Source organism: Flavobacterium sp. WC2421, from assembly GCF_040822115.1.
In the GTDB taxonomy this organism is placed as follows: Bacteria; Bacteroidota; Bacteroidia; order Flavobacteriales; family Flavobacteriaceae; genus Flavobacterium.
Genome location: NZ_CP162004.1, coordinates 106,529 through 125,847, shown reverse-complemented (window position 1 = coordinate 125,847; position 19,319 = coordinate 106,529). Strand labels below are relative to the sequence as shown.

Genomic DNA, 19,319 nt, shown 5'->3' with positions numbered 1-19,319 from the left:
GCCCCGATACGATCTTTAGTGATTGTATCGGGGCTTTTTTATTTTTATTACGATTCTAAAATGGTATTAAAATAATTTTCCAATTCGTTCATTTGCGGATGTCCTTTTTTCCGAATGGATTTAGCTAGATAATATAGGAAAAACCAAAAGAAAGTCATCAACGTGATGATAATCAAATCTAAAGTAATGGAATTTTTTAAAATATAGTCCGAATAAGCAATCGCACAAAAAATTAGAAATATACCTGCAATTATAAAATGGAGAAACATGAAGAAGGTCCAAAGTGTAGGGTCTGGTCCATATAATCCTCTAATATGAGTTTCGGAATCACTTTTAGGTTCTAATTCTAGATGCAGATGCGGGGTCCAATATTTTCTTTTTGACGCAATAATGTCAAGCCAAATATGATTGTCACTTGTTTTTATGGTGAAATCATCTGATTTTATTTTAGAATAGTTTTCGAATTTTAAAAGTAGAGAAGCGCTGTTTTCTTTAATATCTTTATGAAAACGCAAACGAAGTGTAATCTCATTTTCAGTATCCATCTAATCGATTTTAAAGGGTTAAAAGGTTGATTATAGCTAATATAGTAAAATAATTGATATTCACGCTTTTTACACTACCTTTGCAAAATATTTGAATTTATATTATGAACAATATTGTTGCGATAGTAGGAAGACCTAATGTAGGGAAATCAACCCTTTTTAATAGGCTGATACAAAGAAGAGAAGCTATAGTAGATTCAGTTTCGGGAGTTACCCGTGACAGAAACTATGGTAAAAGTGAATGGAATGGAAAGGAATTTTCTGTAATTGATACAGGAGGTTATGTACGTGGTTCTGATGATGTTTTTGAAGGCGAAATCCGTAAACAAGTAGAATTGGCTATCGATGAGGCTGATGTTATCATATTTGTAGTTGATGTTGAAGAAGGGATCACACCAATGGATGATGCCGTTGCGAGATTATTGCGTAAAGTGACTAAGCCTGTTTTGCTAGCTGTAAATAAGGTAGATAACGCAATGCGTGAAAAAGATGCTATTGAGTTTTACAACCTAGGATTAGGGGAATATTACACTTTTGCAAGTATTTCAGGAAGTGGAACTGGAGATTTATTAGATGCTTTAATTGAAGCATTCCCAATAAAACCAGAACCAACGCAAGAGGAAATTGCATTACCTCGTTTTGCAGTTGTAGGTCGTCCAAATGCTGGAAAGTCAAGTTTTATCAATGCATTGATTGGAAAAGATCGTTATATAGTTACTGATATTGCGGGGACAACCCGTGATTCTATTGATACAAAATTTGACCGTTTTGGTTTCGAATTCAATTTAGTGGATACAGCGGGAATCCGTCGTAAAGCTAAAGTAAAGGAAGATTTAGAATTTTATTCTGTAATGCGTTCTGTTCGTGCCATTGAACATGCTGATATTTGTATTTTAATTATTGATGCTACTCGTGGATTTGAAGGTCAGGATCAAAGTATTTTTTGGTTGGCTGAAAAAAACAGAAAAGGGGTTGTGATCTTAGTAAACAAATGGGATTTAGTTGAAAAAGAAACCATGTCTACTAGAGATTATGAAGATAAAATTAGAGAAGAATTAATGCCATTTACGGATGTGCCTATTCTTTTTGTATCTGCATTAACAAAACAACGTTTATTGAAAGCATTAGAAGCTACGGTAAAAGTGTACGAAAGCAGACAACAACGTATTGCTACTTCAAAATTCAACGAATACATGTTGAAAGTGATTGAAGCATACCCGCCACCAGCAACAAAAGGGAAATATGTAAAAATTAAATATTGTATGCAATTACCAACACCAACGCCTCAGTTTGTGTTTTTTGCCAATATGCCACAATACGTAAAAGAACCGTACAAACGTTATCTTGAAAATAAAATTCGTGACAACTGGGACTTTTCAGGAGTGCCAATAGATATCTATATTAGAGAGAAATAGTTTTTATTTCTACAATGTTTTCAGAAAGTTTATTGAGTTAGTAATAACTCGATAAACTTTTTTACTTTTATAAGAAAAATGGATTCCATAAATAACAAGGTAGTTTGGATAACAGGAGCTTCAAGTGGTATAGGAAAGGCTTTGGCCTATGAGTTATCAGGCCGCAATTGTAAACTCATTCCATCGGCGCGTAATATTGAAAACTTAGAACGGGTAAAATCCAAATGTGCGAATTCTGAAGTGGTTGTTTTACCATTTGATTTGTCGGATTTTGATAATGCCAAAAAACAGGTAGCCAATGCAATTTCTTTTTTTGGAAAAATTGATATTCTTATAAATAATGGGGGAGTAAGTCAACGTTCTCTTTTGGTAGAAACAGACTTTGAAGTGGATAAAAAATTGATTGAAGTGGATTATCTTGGCACTGTAGCATTATCAAAGGCGTTATTGCCTCATTTTATTCAAAATCAAAAAGGACATTTTGTAACTATTACCAGTTTGATGGGGAAATTTGGCTCTCCATATCGTTCCGGTTATTGTGGTGCAAAACATGCTTTACACGGTTTTTTTGATGTGTTACGTATGGAGCATGAAAAAGATAATATCAATGTAACATTAATTTGCCCTGGTTTTATTCAAACTAATGTGGCTATAAATGCACTCACAGGAGATGGTACAAAACAAAATAAGGATGATACTGCAACCTTAAACGGAATGGAAGTTAGCGTCTTTGCTAAAAAACTAGTTAAGGCTGTAGAGGCTAATAAATTTGAGGCTTATATTGGTGGAAAAGAAGTTTTAGGCATTTATTTAAAACGCTTTTTTCCGAAGTTGCTGCATCGTTTTGTATTAAAAAGTAAAGTACGTTAATTTTTGATCTTTGCAATAAAAAAAGGAAGAAGGCATGTAGTGAAACTTTAATGCCTTCTTCCATTATTCCTATAGCAAAAATAGCAGCAGCTGAGCCGCATTCTTACATCAATACCTTTAATGAAACTAATGGTGTTTCTACTCATCCAAAGTGTCCATGGGATGATCTTCATACCAGTCTTTAAAGGTTTTTGTAGTGGTGTATTTATCTTTGAGAACCGTATAAACCATAAAGAGTATTAGTAAATGTCCAAAAATGAGTAAACTGATTAATACCGCTAATGGGATGTTGAATTGACATAAACCGGCAAAAATAAATACATACAAAGTGGTAAACCACACGAGTTGAATTGCAAAATTTTTCATGGCTTTGTTTTCTATTAAAGTTACGATAAACGCACTTTTTTATAAGTTAAATAACTTATAATCAATATGTTAATTTTAAATACAAAACTGTGGATTTTAACGCTACAATCTAACTCAAAAAACCTTTTACATAGTCCTTAGTCAATTTTTCTTTCGGGTTTAATAATATTTCCTCGGTAGGACCAAATTCAATAATTTCACCCATATACACAAAACCAATATAGTCAGAAACCCTGCGTGCTTGTCGAAGGATATGTGTTACCAATACAATGGTATATTTGTCCTTAAGCTGCAAAAACAATTCTTCTATATGTTGTGTAGAAATGGGATCCAATGCTGAGGTTGGCTCGTCACCCAAAATGATTTCGGGTTCAATAGCAAGTCCTCTTGCTAAACACAATCGTTGTTGTTGCCCTATGGATAAACGTGTCGCAGGCGATTTTAATCGGTCTTTGACTTCATCCCAAAGATTTACAGCCCGAAGTTGTTTTTCTACAATTTCATCTAATTCTTTTTTGTTATTATTTCCATGAATTCGTTGCCCATAGGCAATATTGTCATAGATATTCATTGGTAATGGAAAAGGTCTTTGAGAGAGTAATCCCATTTTTTTTCTAATGTGTGTAACTTCAATTTTTGGATCATAGATGTTTTCGCCATCAACTAAAACTTTTCCTTCTACACGTACATCGGTTTGTCGGTCTAGCAATCGGTTCATGGTTTTTAAAAGCGTTGTTTTTCCACATCCAGAAGGGCCAATTAATGACGTTACTTTTTTATCAGGAATATCCAGATTGATGTTTTTAAGGATGTGGTTTTCTCCAATGTGTACGTTTAAGTTTTGTATACTAATATGTGGTTGAATGATCATATTTTATTTTTTGAAAGATTTTTGCTTATTATTTTTGCTGAGATACTTATAACCAGAACTATTATAGTTAATATAACTGCTGATGCATAGGCTCTGTTTTGGACTTCTTGTATTGGACTGCTTAATTGAAAAAATATGGATAGTGGCAGTGTTGCTGCAGGTTGATCAAGTGAAGTTGGAATACTATCTGTAAAACCAGCAGTGAAAAGTACACAAGCTGCATCACCAATTGCTCTACCAAATGATAATAAAATAGCGGTTATGATTCCAGGAATAGATTGTCGCAATAAAATTTTGGCTGTTTCATAACGTGTTCCTCCAAGGGAATAAACCGCACTGCTCATTTCTTCAGGAATAACCCGTACCGCTTCATCTATGGCTCGTACAAGTATGGGGATTATTAATAAGGTTACTGTTATAATACCCGCTATTAATGAGGTTTTTAATCCCATATATACCATGATGGCAAATCCAAAGGCTCCATAAACAATCGATGGAATTCCAAATAAAATATCATAACTCAATCTCGTAATGTTAGCTAAGAGCGAGTTTTTATTTGCATAAACATTGATGTAAATTACAACAGGAATGCTGATTAATAGACCTAGAAATGTAGCGCCAATAGTGATGTATATGGACCCAATTATAGCATTCAGAATTCCTCCTCCTTTACCAATGTAAAATCCTCCTTCTGGAATTTTTGAAATCATGTCCCAACTCAAGGATCCGATACCTTTTGAAAAAATGGTATACAATATCAGGAACAAAGTACTACTGATGATGAATGTACTGAGTACCATCAAAAACTTAACTATATTTTCTTCTAATTTTCTCATCTTGATGGATTTAATTGGTTCTTTTTTCAATTCGGAATAAAATAATTCTAGACAGGGCATTAAACAAAAAGATAATGACAAATAGGAGTAATGCAGCAAACATTAGTGCCGAGTCATACATAGGAATCGACATCATTTCTCCATAATTATTAGCAATAAGTGCGGGCAAAGGATATCCTGAATCAAAAACCGTATTTGGGACTTGTGCTAAGTTTCCACAAACCATTAATACGGCGATAGTTTCTCCAAATGCTCTGGAAATGGCCAGAACTACTCCCGCTATTATCCCATCAGATGTTTTTCTAAGAAGTACTTTTTTTGTGGTTTGCCATTTTGTTGCACCCAGAGCTAATGAAGCATCTCTTAGTTCTTGCGGAACATTATCAAACACTTCTATCAGAATACTGATAATAAGCGGAAAAATCATAATGGCCAATACAATCCCTCCTGCCAGTATAGAATATCCTGTTGTGAATGTTATAAAATGAGGCGCTATCTTATCTTGTATTAATGGAACGATAACCAGCACGCCCCAAACTCCAAAAAGAACAGGTGGTATTCCTGATAATAATTCAATAAGCGGCAAAATCAATTTCCGGATTTTTATTGGAGCATATTCTGAAAGAAAGATTGCCGTAAGTATTGATAGTGGCAATGCGATACATATTGCTATTGCCGTTACCCATAGTGTTCCAATAATAAAAGGATAAAATCCGAAGGCTTCTTTGAAAGGTTTCCATTCTGATGAAAATAGTAAATTAGTCAAAGAATGTGTTTTTAATAGAGGGAAAGATTTGTAAAACAAACCCAAACCTATAAATAGTACTGTAGAAATTGATAATAGTGTCAGTACTAAAAATAGTTTGCTCAATGCACTGTCTTTCAGGAGTCGTATGTTTTTCATTTTTTACTATTTAAACTCCAATTAGTTCGATTGTAGAAGGAATTATAAGTTCTTTCCATTATTGCTAAAGGGAATATGAAACGATTTATTTATTTTACTTTCTCTAACTCTTTAGCGATTTTTTCTTTTGAAAACTTAATATATCCTGCTTCTTGAACAAATTTCTGTCCATCAGTAAGAATGTATTTTATAAATTCTTTTACGATTGGATTAGTAGGTTTATTTACAGTCACAAAATATAAATCTCTAGCGGGAGGCGATGGATATTTTCCACTAACAATAGCCGCAATTAATTGATCGATATCATCATAAAAATTCTCATCTGGATCTAATTTTCCATTGTTATTCAAATCTATTGGTACTGGAACAACTCCATTTGTTGGTTTATTTGTTTTGGTATCATAGATATACACGATATTATTGAACCCTAATCCAGAAGGATCTCTTTTTACTGCCTGTGCTAAACCTGGATCACCAAAAACAGCCACACCTTGTAAATCTTCCTGTTTTTTATTGAAATATTTAGCCCAAGTTTCAGCTGCTCCTGATGCATCAGATCTAGTATAAACATGTATTGGAGCTTCGCTTTTAAAACCTAAGTTATTCCATGTTTTGTATTTTCCAGTAATAAAGATGTGGTTAAATGCCTCTTTTTTAACTCCTTTTTCATACAGTACTTTTTTGTATGGACTCGTCGCACTTATTGTAGGTATCACAGCATCTTTAGTTACAGCAATGGCAAAAGCTCCTTTTTTAAACTCTGCCGCATTTAGATCACGAGATACTAAACCAATATCTGTTACTTTAGAAAGTACATCAGTTATTCCTTTTCCAGCTCCTCCTGCTTGAATGTCAATTTTTACATTTGGATTGATTTTTTTGAATTCTTCTGCCCATTTTACTGTAATGGGATACAAAGCAAATGCTCCAGAGATACTGATATTTCCTTTTAAATCTTGTGCCGCTACTTTTGAAGCGGTCGCATTTGCCAATACTAAAATTATTACGGCTACTAATGTGATTTTATTTGTTTTCATTTTATTTATTTTGGGGATTTTATTAATTAGAATTTTAATTGTAGTTGTGCGATGACTTCATCTTTGTTGATTGAATATCCTTGTTCACTTTTGTGCTTGTAGTTGACTTGAAATTTCACAAATGAATTTGGATATAAATTGGCACCAAGTGTATAGAATGAAGTTATGTCGTTTTTAGGATTGTTTTTTGTAGGGTCAAACGTGTCGTATTTTGCTACAAATTGTAGTTTTTTTGGTAGTGCAAAATAGCCTAGCTGCGCATACCAGCCGTCCTTAAGTAGATCTCTATTTACTCCATTTACAATATAAGTGCCTTGTTGTGCTTGTAAATATTCGGCTCTAAATGAAAAGTCATTATAATTTACTGCGACATCAGCTCCAGTACGTACTTGGTCTTGGTTTCTAGCTGGCGTAGTCCATGAGTCATGACCGTTTGAATATGAGATACCAAAATCCAAAAAGGAATAAGGATGACCTACAATTCTAGCTGTAATGTCTTTGGATTCGTTTTTATCGGCAGCGATATTGATTCCTTGTCCATCAAAATAAGCTACATAATAATCTAGTAAAAAACGATTTGAAGCTGTTTTGAATAAACTACCACTCGCTTGTATTCCTATATCGCGGCCATTTTGATCTCCTATTGCATCTTTATTTCGCCCTGTTAAGCCACTTATTTGAGCGCGGTCAATGGTTTCTAATAAATTGTCCGAAGTGGTACTTTCTAATGAATTGGGAATTAAAAATTGTCCTCCTGTTATTTTTAAGAACTCAAATGGTTTGTAGACAAAATAGGCATCTATTATTTTGGTACTGATTGCAAAATCGGTTTGTAATCGGTATTCCCATTCTGGCGAAAAATTACCTTTTAGATCAAAGCGAGCTCTTCTTATGTCAAAGCCGTCTGGCTTTCCTGGCTCTTGTAAAGATTGATAGCGAACCTGGGTGTAACCACCAATAGTAATATTGCGGCTGGAAAGAACATTAAATAGTTTTTGTTTTTCTTTTACTTCTTGTTGTTTGAAAGCATATTCAGCACGAAGCGAATCAGCATCAGTTTGTTTTACAATGCCTTTTTGAATTAGTAAATTGATTAAGTCATCTGATGATTGTGCCGAAACTATTTCGACTGAAAAAAAAGTGATGATCAGTAGGAGTATGTATTTTGTTTTCATTTTTATTTTTAAATCTTTATTGGATACTTTTTTATTTTCTTTTTTTATTTCTAATGAAACAGTGCTTAGTATGCCCGAAGGCACATATAACAAAAAGAATCCATTGCTCTAAATCTTAAAAATGCTATAGTATTTAAAACTTCAGTTTTTGATTGAATTGGTCTCATAATATAATTAATTATATAGGATTAGTCGAGTTTAAAAAATGCACTATTTTAAAAATTACTTTAACTAGTTAGTGTTATATAATTTTCAGCAAATATACAATTAATTCTATGTAATTAGTAGAGTTTAAAATAAAATTTTTATTTTTTTACTAATGAAGCAATTGTGATTTCTTCCATTGCCTTTAAAGTTTCATCTCTAACAGTGATTAATCCGCTTCGCAACAGGCAGTTGTGTTCGCTGGTGCAATCAGCACATCGCTCATAAAAATTTAAAGAAGCGCAAGGTAAAAGGGCAATAGCGCCATCAAATAACCGATAAATATCGGCTAAAGTGATGTCGTTTTTAGATTTTAAAAGATAATAACCGCCAAATTTACCCTGCTTACTACCCACATAATGTCCTCGTTTTAGATCCAATAAGATTTGTTCCAAAAACTTTTTTGGAATATTGGCCTCTTCTGCAATTTCAATTGTTCTTGAAATATGATTTTCATCTTGCTGAGCTAAAAAGAGTAGCGCTTTTAGTGCGTATTTGGCTTTGTGTGAAAGCATTTACTAGTATGGATTTAAAATTATTGCATGCATTTTTGCCTGGGTGCTACTTTATAGTACCGTTGATCATTGTATTGGTTTATAAAAAGGTTCTAATAAATAATTACCAGCCTCCACTAGAGCCTCCACCAGAGAATCCTCCTCCACCAAAGCCACCACCGAAGCCACCGCCTCCGCCGCCAAATCCACCTCCTGATGAACCGCCACCGAAACCACCGCCTCCGCCACGTCCAAGGCTACTTAAGATAATGACATCTAGTAAACTAGGGCCACGACCACCGCGATTTCCAGAGTTTCCGCCACCGCCACCTTTATTTTTAGAAATAAGAACAAGGATGATGATGATAATAACAATAAATGGTAAAATTGGAAAGTCTTTTTGCTGCGTTTGTTTTCTTTTTCCTTTGTACTTCCCTTTGAAAACATCAAAAAGAGCATCAGTTCCTTTGTCTAAACCATTGTAATAACTTCCGGCTTTGAATTCAGGTGTAATTATATTTCGAATTATTTCTCCTCCAATTCCCGCTGTTAATCGATCTTCCAATCCGTAACCGGGGTTGATTGCAATTTTTCTTTCGGCTTTAGCCACCAAAATTATAACTCCATTATCGTCTTTTGCAGTTCCTCCAATTCCCCAAGTTTGAGCCCATTTAGTTGCTAGTTGACTTACATCTTCGTTTTGTAAACTTTCAATAGTAATAACAACGATTTGCGTAGTTGTGGTATCTGAATAATGGATTAATTTTTCTTCAAGTTGTGCTTTTTCTGACGCACTTAAAAGATTAGCATAATCATAAACAGAGGTTTGTTCACTAGGGACTTTGGGTATTGTATATTGTGCAAAACCTATTTGAGTAATAAAAAAACAAATAAGTAGTTTGAAAAAAAGTGGGGTATTCGATTTAGATATAATCATATTATCCTTTAGATATTTCGTTTGATAATTCATTCGTATCATCTTCGGACCATGGAAAATGTTTTTTTAATTCTTCACCCGCTTTTAAAATACCATCAATCAAACCTTGTTTGAAATTGCCATTTTTAAAGTGAGTAACCATTATGTCTTTGGTACTGTCCCAAAAATCATTAGCTACAATTTCATTAATTCCTTGGTCACCACAAATCACAAAGGTTTTGTCTTTTACCGCTAGATAGATTAAAACTCCATTTTTCAGTTGGGTTTCATCCATTTTTAATTCATTAAAAACTTCTAAAGCACGATCAAAAGGATCTAATTCTGTCGTTTTTTCAAGATGTACTCTTATTTCGCCAGAGGTGTTTTTTTCGGCCACGCGAATCGCTTCTACAATTTCTTGTTCTTCTTCTTGTGTTAAAAAATCTTCTACTTTTGACATGGAAATTATTTTTTAATGAAGAGTAACGATTTCTGATTGGACAAGTTTTTATTCTGCTATCAAAAATCGGTACTCAAAAATTTAAATTCGGTTTTTAGAATTTTACTTCTACGGGTTTATCAGCACCTTCAACAGCGTTAAAGTATGCTTTTTCTTTGAATCCAAACATTCCAGCAAAAAGGCTGTTTGGGAACGTTTTGATGTGTGTGTTGTATGGTTTTACTGCTTCGTTAAAACGAGTTCTAGCCGTTAAGATTTGATTTTCAGTACTCGCCAATTCATCTTGTAATTTCAAGAAGTTTTGATTCGCTTTTAAATCAGGGTATTGCTCTACCGTTACCAATAAACGAGATAATGAACTACTAACACCACTTTGTGCTTTGTTGAATTCAGCTAATTGTTCTGGAGTAATGTTTGCTGGGTCCACTGTAACTTGAGTTGCTTTTGCTCTAGCTTCAATTACTGCAGTCAAAGTGCTTTTTTCAAAATCAGCTGCTCCTTTTACAGTATTAACTAAATTTCCAATCAAGTCATTACGTCTTTGATAAGCCGTTTGTACATCTCCCCACGATTGCTCTACTGTTTGGTTTAATGTTACAGCAGTATTGTTTATTCCTTTAACCCAGCTGTATATTCCTAAAATAACAACGGCTCCAATAATCCAAGGCAAAAATCTTTTCATGTTTATTTAATTTTAAAGTTGGTTTTTAATATTTGTTAATTGTGTTCGTATCGTTTCTAATTTTCTAATAATTTCAAACTTATCTAAGGTTTTCTTTTGTCCTTCTTTCAAATGCGTTTTTGCTCCTTCCAGTGTAAAACCTCTTTCTTTTACTAAATGATAAATGAGCTGTAAATTGGTCACATCCTCTGGAGTAAACATTCGATTTCCTTTGGCATTTTTCTTAGGCTTTAGAATATCAAATTCACTATCCCAAAAACGAATTAAGGATGCATTAACATTAAAAGCTTTGGAGATTTCCCCAATGCTGTAATATCTTTTATCTTTTGAAAGTTCTATATGCATTTTCTTGTTTAAAAGTTTAATGTTATAATTTTAAAGCCAAACGCTCCATTTTATAACGTCGATTTTATAAATTAATCCAGTGACTGGTTCTCTTGGTTGGCTAATTTTGATATGGCTACATATTCCACTGCCGATATATTTCCGTAATAGAAATTAAGTGGGTTGACCACTTTTCCATCTTTATGTACTTCGTAATGGCAATGTGGCGCTTCAGATCGCCCTGTGCTTCCTACATACCCTATAATATCTCCACGCTTCACTCTTTGTCCCGCTTTGCAATTGTATTTGCTTAAATGCGCATACAACGTTTCGTATCCATAACCATGCCTAATGACCACATGATTACCAAAACCTGAAGCATTACTATTGGCTTCAGCTATAACACCATCTCCAGTGGCGTAGATTGGAGAGCCTGTTTTGGCTGTAAAGTCCATTCCCTCATGCATTTTACGCGCTTTGGTAAATGGATCTGTTCGATATCCAAAACCAGAAGCCATACGTTTCAAGTTTTCATTTCGGACTGGCTGAATGGCAGGAATAGATGACAATAGCTTGTTTTTTTCTTTGGCTAATTTTAAAATATAGTCCAAAGATTTAGATTGAATTGCCAATTCTTTACTCAAAACATCTATTCTTTTTGTGGTATTTAAAACCAGTTGTGTATTGTTATATCCTTCAAGTGCTACATACCGGTTTACATCTCCAAAACCTGATTTTCTTTCCTCTTCGGGAATCGGAGCAGTATTAAAGTACGTGCGGTATAAATTGTTATCTCGATCTTCAATAGCTACAATGACATCATCCACCTCGTCCATTTTTTTATTTAAAACAGCATAATTCAGTTTTAAATTTTCAATTTCACGCAATAACAATCGATCCTTTGGAGTGTCGAAATAAGGGGTGTTCAATAAAACGACAAAACTTAAAACGCCAAACAATGCAGAAGCCACTAAAAACAAGATGGCAAAACCGAATTTCCATCTTTTTTTTGTTTTTATTTTTCGATATGCTAGATTTTCGGAATCGTAATAATATTTTACTTTCGCCATGTTTTAAAATACCCTATTTTTGCACATTGTAAAATGTTAGTCGAACAAATTTAATAAATGTTTCATTTGTTCAACCCTTTTTTCAGGAATAAATAAAATAATGTGCCTATTCCAGCTATTCGTTTCAAGTTCTCGTCTTGAAATCTTTTTTTCTACTGCGCTGGCAGGAGCTTCCTGCGGTCGCTCTACCACCACAAGAAAAAATAAATTTCAAAACCTCGAAGCTTTTCACTACTATCTGGGGCATGAAAAAAAATAATAAAAAGAGATAGTTTCTGGTCTAATCAACTTTAAACCTTAAACTTTAAACTAAAATAAATAATGAAATCACAAGACGTACGTAAACAATTTCTAGATTTTTTTCAAAGCAAAGGGCATTTAATCGTTCCTTCTGCACCAATTGTTCTTAAAGATGATCCTACTTTGATGTTCAACAACTCAGGGATGGCTCAGTTCAAAGAGTATTTTTTAGGAAATGCCACACCCAAAAGCAATAGAATTGCCGATACGCAAAAATGTCTTCGTGTTTCAGGAAAACACAATGATTTAGAGGATGTAGGTTTTGATACTTACCACCATACTATGTTTGAAATGTTAGGAAACTGGTCTTTTGGCGATTATTTCAAAAAAGAGGCTTTGCCTTTCGCTTGGGAATTTTTAACCGAAGTTTTAAAATTAGACAAAGACCGTTTATACGTTTCAGTTTTTGAAGGAAACGAAGCAGAAAATGTCCCTTTTGATCAAGAAGCATTTGATATTTGGAAACAGTTTGTGCCAGAAGACCGCATCATTCTAGGGAATAAAAAAGACAATTTTTGGGAAATGGGAGATCAAGGACCTTGCGGACCATGTTCTGAAATTCATATCGATTTACGTTCGGATGAAGAAAGAGCTGCTGTTTCAGGTAGAAGTTTAGTAAATGCAGATCATCCTCAAGTAGTAGAGATTTGGAACAATGTATTTATGGAATTCAACCGCAAAGCGGATGGTTCTCTTGAAAAATTGCCTTCCCAACATGTGGATACCGGTATGGGATTTGAGCGTTTGTGTATGGCGATGCAAAACACAACTTCAAATTATGATACGGATGTATTTACGCCACTTATTGAGAAAGTGGAACAGATTACAGGATTAAAATATACTTCAAACGAAGTTAAAGACATAAGCGAGGAACAAAACAAAACGAATATAGCAATTCGCGTTATTGTGGATCACGTTCGTGCGGTTGCTTTTGCCATTGCTGATGGTCAGTTGCCTTCAAACACTGGTGCGGGTTATGTAATTCGTCGTATTTTGCGTCGTGCGATCCGTTACGGATTTACTTTTTTGAATACTAAAGAACCTTTTATATTTGAATTGGTTGCTGTTTTGGCCAATCAAATGGGTGAATTTTTCCCAGAAATCAAATCGCAACAAAACTTGGTAACGAATGTAATTAGAGAAGAGGAAGTTTCTTTCTTAAGAACATTAGACCAAGGATTGCAATTGCTTGAAAATGTTATTACTGAAACAAAAGGAAAAGAAGTTTCAGGTGCTAAAGCATTCGAATTGTATGATACTTTTGGTTTTCCAAAGGATTTAACGGCTTTGATTTTAAGAGAAAGAGGATTAGAGTTGGACGAAGCGGGTTTTGATATTGCAATGCAAGAACAAAAAGCGCGTTCTCGAGCAGCATCGGAAGTTTCAACAGAAGACTGGTCTGTTTTAATACCTGGAAATGTAGAAACATTTGTAGGCTACGACGACACAGAAGCAGACGTGAAAATCACCCGTATCCGAAAAGTCGATTCTAAAAAAGATGGCGTTTTATACCAAATTGTATTAGATAATAGTCCGTTTTATCCAGAAGGAGGAGGACAAGTAGGAGACAAAGGAACATTGGTTTCAGCAAATGAGACCATTCAAATTATAGATACTAAAAAAGAAAACAACCTTATTTTACTTTTTGCTAAGCAATTGCCAGAAAATGTAAATGCTAGTTTTGTTGCTAAAGTAAATACTAATTTAAGAACAGCAAGTGCCAAGAATCACTCGGCTACCCATTTAATGCACTTGGCATTGCGTACTGTTTTAGGTACACACGTAGAGCAAAAAGGATCATTGGTAAATCCGAACTATTTGCGTTTTGACTTTTCACATTTTGCAAAAGTAACGGATGAAGAATTGCAGCAGGTAGAGGATTTTGTAAATGCTAGAATTCAAGAACAATTGCCATTGATTGAACGTAGGAATATTCCTTTTGCGCAAGCGGTAGAAGAAGGAGCGATGGCACTTTTTGGAGAAAAATATGGAGATCATGTACGTGCTATAAAATTTGGTGACAGTATGGAATTATGCGGAGGAATCCATGTGAAAAACACGGCGGAAATCTGGCATTTTAAAATCACAAGTGAAGGAGCAGTTGCGGCAGGAATTCGTCGTATTGAAGCAATAACTAGCGATGCTGTAAAAGCTTTTTTTGCATCTCAGGAAAACATGTTGAGCGAAATTAAAGTAGCTTTAAAAAACCCACAAGATTCGCTGAAAGCAGTAGTTTCTCTTCAAGAGGATAATGCCAAATTGAAAAAACAATTGGAAACCTTATTGAAAGAGAAGGCTAAAAATATGAAAGGGGATTTGGCTAAAGAGTTGAAAGAAATCAATGGTATTCAGTTTTTAGCAAAACAAGTGGATTTAAATCCAGAGGGTGCTAAAGATTTGGCATATGAATTAGGAAATCTAGGAAGTAATATGTTCCTAGTTTTGGCTACAGCCGAAGAAGGAAAGCCAATGTTAAGTTGTTATATCTCTAAAGAATTAGTAGCTGATAAAGGCTTAAATGCAGGACTGGTGGTTCGTGAATTAGGGAAGTATATCCAAGGTGGAGGTGGAGGCCAACCCTTCTTTGCCACTGCAGGAGGAAAAAAAGTAGAAGGAATTCAAGAGGCTTTGAATAAAGCAGTTGAGTTTGTGAAGTAAAATAGTTTTAGTTATTATATAAAATAACCCTTTTAGAGCATGCGCTTTAAAAGGGTTTATTTTTTTGTAGAATCTATTGTAAAATGAACCACATAGGTTGTATTTGTTAGTTTTTTAAAATAGTAGTTTAACCGAAATATAAGGATTGTAGCGATGAATTTTGTAGCTTTTATTTTATTTTTTTACGTTTGCCCCATCAATTTAAAAAACAGAAACATTTAATAAATGTGGATAAATTAAGTAACATGCAAACACCAACTAAAATAGTTTTACTAGTTTCAATCTTATTAATAACTCTGTGTTCTTGTACTAACGATAACGGGAATGACAATCAAGCTCTTTTATTAAAAAAGATTGTTGAAGTTGCTGTTGATGGATCTTCGAAAGCAACATTTATTGCTTATGAAGCTAATAAAATTGTGAGTATTGATAAAGTTGGTGAATTTTCAACGTTTTATTATACAGGAGATTTAATTACTAAAATTACTGTGTTAAATAAATCAACCCAAAATCAAAATACGTTAGAATATGTATACTCTGATAATAAATTAGTAAAAATTATTTCTTCAGATAATTATACGTTGAATTATATTCACAACACAGATGGTACAGTTTCTTATGAAAAACTAACAAAGGATTCAAATGCTAATGAGGTTAGAAGTAATCACGGAACTTTATATTTTCAAAATGGAAACCTTATCAAAGATGAAAAAGTTTTAGATAATGTGGGGACAGGAGTTTTGGCAGTTAATAAAATGGAGGTTACTTATGATTATAAAAATAACGCATTGCTTAATATTTTAGGATTTAGTAAACTGTTAGATTATTCTAAATTTATTTCTTCAAATAATGATATTAGTAGTATGGAAACATCATCAGTTAAATATGTAAATGAAGATCAAGCTATTTCAGCTGTCAAAATGAACACCAATAAATATAAATATAATTCGAATGACTATCCTACGGAAATAGTTTCTGAAAATGAAATGTTTGGAGGACATAATGCGAATCATTTAAAGTCGCAATTATTTTATAATTAATGACATTATAAAAAACAACAAATAAAATTCATCTTCCAAGAAGCAGGTTGTTTTAATTCTAGAATTTGTAGTAGCGAACTGATGATTTTTTAAATAAAATAGGATTGTTTTTAACTCGTAAATTCCCAAAATCATTACTTATATACTCTTTTTTCAAGGCTATTAATAAGTAGTTAATCCGAAAAATAAGGATTGTAACGATGAATTTTGTAGCTTTTATTTTATTTTTTTAGGTTTGATATTGGTAAAGCCCTATGCGTCGACCCTATTAGATTTATTATAATGAGAAAAGGAAAAATTTTATTTGGGGTGGTGTCAATTTTTTTATTGATTCTTTTTTCATGTTCAAAAGATAATAGTGACAACATAAAGTTACTTAAAAAATTAGTTGAAACTTCATCTGATGGTACATCAAATACGACTTTGTTTACTTATAAAGGAAATGAAATTGTAAATACAGACAATGAAAAACAACATGTTGATTATACATATACGAATGGCTTAATCACTAAGATAATTACGAAGACGAAGGTAAATCAAAGTAGTACTTCCTTAGAATTCACTTATGATAAGGACAAATTAGTGGGTATAAAATCATCAGACAATTACTCGATTAAATTCACGCATAAGTCCGATGAAACGGTTTCTTATCAAAAAACAACTTTGAGTTCTCAGAATGAAGAGGTTAAGGTTTATCATGGTGTTTTATCTTTCAAAAATAAAAACTTGATTAAAGACAAAAGAACGCTTGATGATACTGAACCAGGGATCACTTCAAATTACGACCTGAGTTATGAATATGACTTAAAAAACAATCCCTTTTATAACATATTGGGCTTTGATAAGTTGCTGAATCAAAACGATTTAATTTCTATAAATAATAGCCAGATAGGTATTGTGGAAGCAACAATTACAAATGCAGAAGATCAAATCACATCATCGGCTAATTTTTACAAGAGCTCTTTTAAATATGATAAAGAAGGATATCCTACTGAAAAAGTTGCTGAATCAGTGATGCCATCTGATGGGAAATCAGGGTATTTAAAAACTGAATATTTCTACAAATAAAACAGAATAAAAAAGATTGAATTATAATAAAAAACTCAATGGTCTTGATTAAAAGACAATTGAGTTTTTTTGTGCAAAAAATAGTGTTAAATGTTTTTTATTTACTTTATTTATATAAAAAATAAACATGAATAAATTAGCTTTAGGATTAGTCGGTTTAATGCTGATGTTGTTTTCCTGTTCAAGTGATTCTTCTGGGAGTGATTCGCCAGTTGTAGTTGCGCCTTCTGCATTAGTAAAGAAAATTACTACATCTGATTCAGCAGGAAAACTTTTAGTCACAACAACCTTTTCTTATGATGGGAATAAAATTGTAAGTGAGTCTTGGAAGCAAAATAGTTTTAGTATGGGGACTGATATAGGCTATAGTTATAGAATGGATTATAGCTATACAGGAAATTTGATTACCAATAAAAGAATTTATGTGACTCCTTTAGGGTATACAGAGAGGCAAATTATCAAAATTGATTATGTTTACGACAGTAATGGTGATTTAATTTCATCAGTTGAAGAGCATTATCTTGAAAATTACAAAACAATTTTAAAAATTTTATATATTAAAATTGATAATAATACACAAGATTTTAAAATATTTTTGACTGATAGTCGAGATAATATTGAGACTCCTTATCAAAATGGTAAAATCTTTTTTGATGCAAATAGAAATATTATCAAAATGGCTTATTCTGAAGAGGAAGGTTATTTCTCGACTCTCGTTTATGATTTGAAATCCAATCCTAAAAAAAATATTTTAGGATATAATAAAATTATATATTTTGGTCTTCCAACAAATTTCAATCTACACCCTTTGATTCCTCACCTGGATCGATCAAACAATATTTTAAAAATGAATATTCCGGGTTATTATCCAACAAAAAATCAATATACATATAACACAAATGGATATCCTATTGAAAGAAAAGAATATTATGAATATAATGGTGATAAACTCAATGCTATTTTTCAATATTTCTATGAGTAAACAATTTAGTTTGTAAAACCATATAAAACTACCCTTTCAACTATAAAACGTTAAAAGGGTTTTTTGATGCTATTTTTTGATGAAGGAAAAAAACAACTAAACCGTGTTTAAGTCACTAAAATTATTCAAATTTGTAGTAAATTAGAATGATGCAATTCAGAACCCAAATACCTATTCCTAAAAGTAATTCCCTCCTTGATTATAATTCAAAGGTGATTTCTTTAGGTTCTTGTTTTGCAGTCAATATGGCGGAGAAACTAGATTATTATCAGTTTCAAAACAGTTGTAATCCTTTTGGGATTATTTTCAATCCTGTTTCTATTGAAAAATTAGTTCGGTTTGTGGTTTCAGAAAAACAATTTACGGAGGAGGAGGTTTTCTTTCATAACGAACGTTGGCATTGTTTCGATGTTCATTCGGATTTAAGTTCCAATAGTAAAGAAGAGCTATTAATGACTTTAAACTCTATTCTAAAAATTACAAAACAGCAATTACTCGAAGCTTCTCATATTATTATTACCTATGGAACTGCATGGATATATCGTGCTACAGAAAGCGATGAAATAGTAGCGAATTGCCATAAAGTACCGCAAAAACAATTCGCCAAAGAATTGCTTTCGATAGCTACAATTACAGAAAGTATTTCTAACACTATTCAGTTAATTCAATCCATTAATCCAGAAGCAAAATTTATTTTTACCGTTTCGCCAGTGCGTCACATTAAGGATGGTTTTGTAGATAATCAACTAAGTAAAGCGCATTTAATAAGTGCGCTACATGCAAGTTTTGACTTTCGACTTTCGGCTGTTACTTATTTCCCGAGTTACGAAATCATGATGGATGAACTGCGTGATTATCGCTTTTACACAGAGGATATGTTACATCCAAGCGCATTGGCGGTTGATTATATTTGGGAGCGTTTTAAAGAAACAAATATTGCCGAAACAGCTTACGAAACAATGGATGCCGTTGCGACCATTCAAAAATCATTACAACATCGAGCTTTTAATCCAGCATCTGAAAGTCATCAAAAATTTGAATCCAATTTGCAAGCTAAAATCAGCAAAATGGTTTCCCAATATTCATTCATGAAATTTTAATT

Annotated in this window: 20 protein-coding genes; 7 read left to right on the top strand and 13 right to left on the bottom strand. The window is 33.1% G+C overall.

The genetic code is table 11. From position 1 onward, the window contains the following. Positions 1–47 precede the first annotated feature (47 nt). Positions 48–545: a hypothetical protein gene (locus tag AB3G33_RS00580; protein ID WP_367771857.1), complete on the bottom strand. Its 498-nt coding sequence runs from the start codon at positions 543–545 to the stop codon at positions 48–50. A 104-nt stretch (positions 546–649) separates the two neighbouring features. Here AB3G33_RS00580 and der point away from each other — a divergent pair, with 104 nt between their 5' ends. Together der and AB3G33_RS00570 are read left to right on the top strand one after the other, a co-directional pair. After that, on the top strand, positions 650–1,960 hold the full coding sequence (gene der, locus AB3G33_RS00575) for a ribosome biogenesis GTPase Der (RefSeq protein WP_367754970.1): 1,311 nt from the start codon (positions 650–652) through the stop codon (positions 1,958–1,960). Between the two features lie 78 nt (positions 1,961–2,038). Beyond that, complete coding sequence (locus AB3G33_RS00570) at positions 2,039–2,830, top strand: SDR family oxidoreductase (protein ID WP_367771855.1); 792 nt, start codon at positions 2,039–2,041, stop codon at positions 2,828–2,830. A gap of 138 nt (positions 2,831–2,968) precedes the next feature. On the opposite strand, the gene AB3G33_RS00565 is transcribed toward AB3G33_RS00570, so the two are convergent. The 12 genes from AB3G33_RS00565 to AB3G33_RS00510 all read right to left on the bottom strand — a co-directional run bounded on the left by AB3G33_RS00565 (position 2,969) and on the right by AB3G33_RS00510 (position 12,169). Further along, positions 2,969–3,196, bottom strand: coding sequence for a hypothetical protein (locus tag AB3G33_RS00565; protein ID WP_367771854.1), 228 nt, complete (start codon positions 3,194–3,196; stop codon positions 2,969–2,971). Positions 3,197–3,305: 109 nt separating this feature from the next. After that, complete coding sequence (gene pstB, locus AB3G33_RS00560) at positions 3,306–4,067, bottom strand: phosphate ABC transporter ATP-binding protein PstB (protein ID WP_367771853.1); 762 nt, start codon at positions 4,065–4,067, stop codon at positions 3,306–3,308. Next, the gene (pstA, locus tag AB3G33_RS00555; protein WP_367771852.1) at positions 4,064–4,903 is read right to left on the bottom strand and encodes a phosphate ABC transporter permease PstA; all 840 of its coding nucleotides are present in this window, start codon (positions 4,901–4,903) and stop codon (positions 4,064–4,066) included. Before pstA ends, pstB begins: the two co-directional genes overlap by 4 nt. Positions 4,904–4,913: 10 nt before the next feature. Continuing rightward, complete coding sequence (gene pstC, locus AB3G33_RS00550) at positions 4,914–5,807, bottom strand: phosphate ABC transporter permease subunit PstC (protein WP_367771851.1); 894 nt, start codon at positions 5,805–5,807, stop codon at positions 4,914–4,916. Between the two features lie 89 nt (positions 5,808–5,896). After that, positions 5,897–6,844: a PstS family phosphate ABC transporter substrate-binding protein gene (locus AB3G33_RS00545; protein ID WP_367771849.1), complete on the bottom strand. Its 948-nt coding sequence runs from the start codon at positions 6,842–6,844 to the stop codon at positions 5,897–5,899. 26 nt (positions 6,845–6,870) lie between these two features. Next, on the bottom strand, positions 6,871–8,019 hold the full coding sequence (locus tag AB3G33_RS00540; RefSeq protein WP_367771847.1) for a porin: 1,149 nt from the start codon (positions 8,017–8,019) through the stop codon (positions 6,871–6,873). Between the two features lie 305 nt (positions 8,020–8,324). After that, positions 8,325–8,738: an Rrf2 family transcriptional regulator gene (locus AB3G33_RS00535; RefSeq protein WP_367771845.1), complete on the bottom strand. Its 414-nt coding sequence runs from the start codon at positions 8,736–8,738 to the stop codon at positions 8,325–8,327. 103 nt (positions 8,739–8,841) lie between these two features. After that, complete coding sequence (locus AB3G33_RS00530) at positions 8,842–9,654, bottom strand: YgcG family protein (RefSeq protein WP_367771843.1); 813 nt, start codon at positions 9,652–9,654, stop codon at positions 8,842–8,844. A 1-nt stretch (position 9,655) separates the two neighbouring features. After that, positions 9,656–10,093, bottom strand: coding sequence for a TPM domain-containing protein (locus AB3G33_RS00525; RefSeq protein WP_367754949.1), 438 nt, complete (start codon positions 10,091–10,093; stop codon positions 9,656–9,658). Between the two features lie 94 nt (positions 10,094–10,187). Beyond that, on the bottom strand, positions 10,188–10,775 hold the full coding sequence (locus tag AB3G33_RS00520) for a LemA family protein (protein ID WP_367771841.1): 588 nt from the start codon (positions 10,773–10,775) through the stop codon (positions 10,188–10,190). 12 nt (positions 10,776–10,787) lie between these two features. Then, positions 10,788–11,120, bottom strand: coding sequence for a MerR family transcriptional regulator (locus AB3G33_RS00515; protein ID WP_367754945.1), 333 nt, complete (start codon positions 11,118–11,120; stop codon positions 10,788–10,790). 71 nt (positions 11,121–11,191) lie between these two features. Beyond that, complete coding sequence (locus AB3G33_RS00510) at positions 11,192–12,169, bottom strand: M23 family metallopeptidase (protein ID WP_367754943.1); 978 nt, start codon at positions 12,167–12,169, stop codon at positions 11,192–11,194. A 321-nt stretch (positions 12,170–12,490) separates the two neighbouring features. On the opposite strand from AB3G33_RS00510, the gene alaS reads away from it, so the two are divergent. The 5 genes from alaS to AB3G33_RS00485 all read left to right on the top strand — a co-directional run bounded on the left by alaS (position 12,491) and on the right by AB3G33_RS00485 (position 19,317). After that, complete coding sequence (gene alaS / locus AB3G33_RS00505; RefSeq protein ID WP_367771839.1) at positions 12,491–15,127, top strand: alanine--tRNA ligase; 2,637 nt, start codon at positions 12,491–12,493, stop codon at positions 15,125–15,127. A gap of 245 nt (positions 15,128–15,372) precedes the next feature. Beyond that, positions 15,373–16,167 carry a hypothetical protein gene (locus AB3G33_RS00500; protein ID WP_367754939.1) on the top strand — a complete coding sequence of 265 codons (795 nt, stop codon included), beginning with the start codon at positions 15,373–15,375 and terminating at the stop codon, positions 16,165–16,167. A gap of 282 nt (positions 16,168–16,449) precedes the next feature. Further along, positions 16,450–17,235: a hypothetical protein gene (locus AB3G33_RS00495; RefSeq protein ID WP_367771837.1), complete on the top strand. Its 786-nt coding sequence runs from the start codon at positions 16,450–16,452 to the stop codon at positions 17,233–17,235. 127 nt (positions 17,236–17,362) lie between these two features. Next, positions 17,363–18,217, top strand: a complete 855-nt coding sequence (locus tag AB3G33_RS00490) for a hypothetical protein (RefSeq protein WP_367771835.1) — start codon at positions 17,363–17,365, stop codon at positions 18,215–18,217. A 149-nt stretch (positions 18,218–18,366) separates the two neighbouring features. After that, entirely contained in the window at positions 18,367–19,317 is a 951-nt protein-coding gene (locus AB3G33_RS00485; RefSeq protein WP_367774178.1) for a GSCFA domain-containing protein, read from the top strand. The last annotated feature ends 2 nt before the right edge of the window (positions 19,318–19,319 follow it).